Raw genomic sequence first — 607 nt, forward strand, 5'->3', positions numbered from 1 at the left:
TAAGAATATGCAGACCTTAGCAGGTGTGAGTGCAAACGGATTTTCAACAGAGGGTTTCTATGTTGGATTCCTCTTACTCTTGATTTTGGTTCTTGGGGTTTATGTTGCCTATACGGGACTGATAAAGAGAGAAACCACAAAGGCAATTCATGCCATTATGAATTTTGTGCTGGTGTTTATCCTATCGGCTTCCTTTATTGCCTACGCTCCCGACTACATTAAAAAAATCAATGACTTTTCATCAGACATCAGTAATGCCAGTTTATCACTTGGCACGAAGATTGTCATGCCCCATTCCGATAGTCAAGGCAAGGACAGCGTGGACTTAATCAGAGATAGCCTGTTTTCCATACAGGTTCAGCAACCGTGGCTACTGCTTCAATACAACAGTTCAGACATTGAAAGTATCGGTATTGACCGTGTGGAAAGCCTGCTCTCCACCAGCCCAGATTCCAACAATGGCGAAGACAGAGAAAAAATTGTTGCGGTAGAAATTGAAGACAGAAGCAATACCAATCTAACCATTACAAAGACCATTAACCGTTTAGGTACAGTCTTCTTCCTATTTGTCTTCAATATTGGGATTTCCATATTTGTATTCCTATTA

At 40.9% G+C, this 607-nt stretch carries 1 protein-coding gene; it reads left to right on the plus strand.

The features are described 5' to 3' along the window. A partial coding sequence (locus ACFX59_RS18370; RefSeq protein ID WP_387434515.1) for a CD3337/EF1877 family mobilome membrane protein occupies positions 1 to 607 on the plus strand: 607 nt, incomplete at both ends.

It is taken from the genome of Sphingomonas sp. NCPPB 2930, from assembly GCF_042867205.1.
GTDB lineage: Bacteria > Pseudomonadota > Alphaproteobacteria > Sphingomonadales > Sphingomonadaceae > Sphingomonas.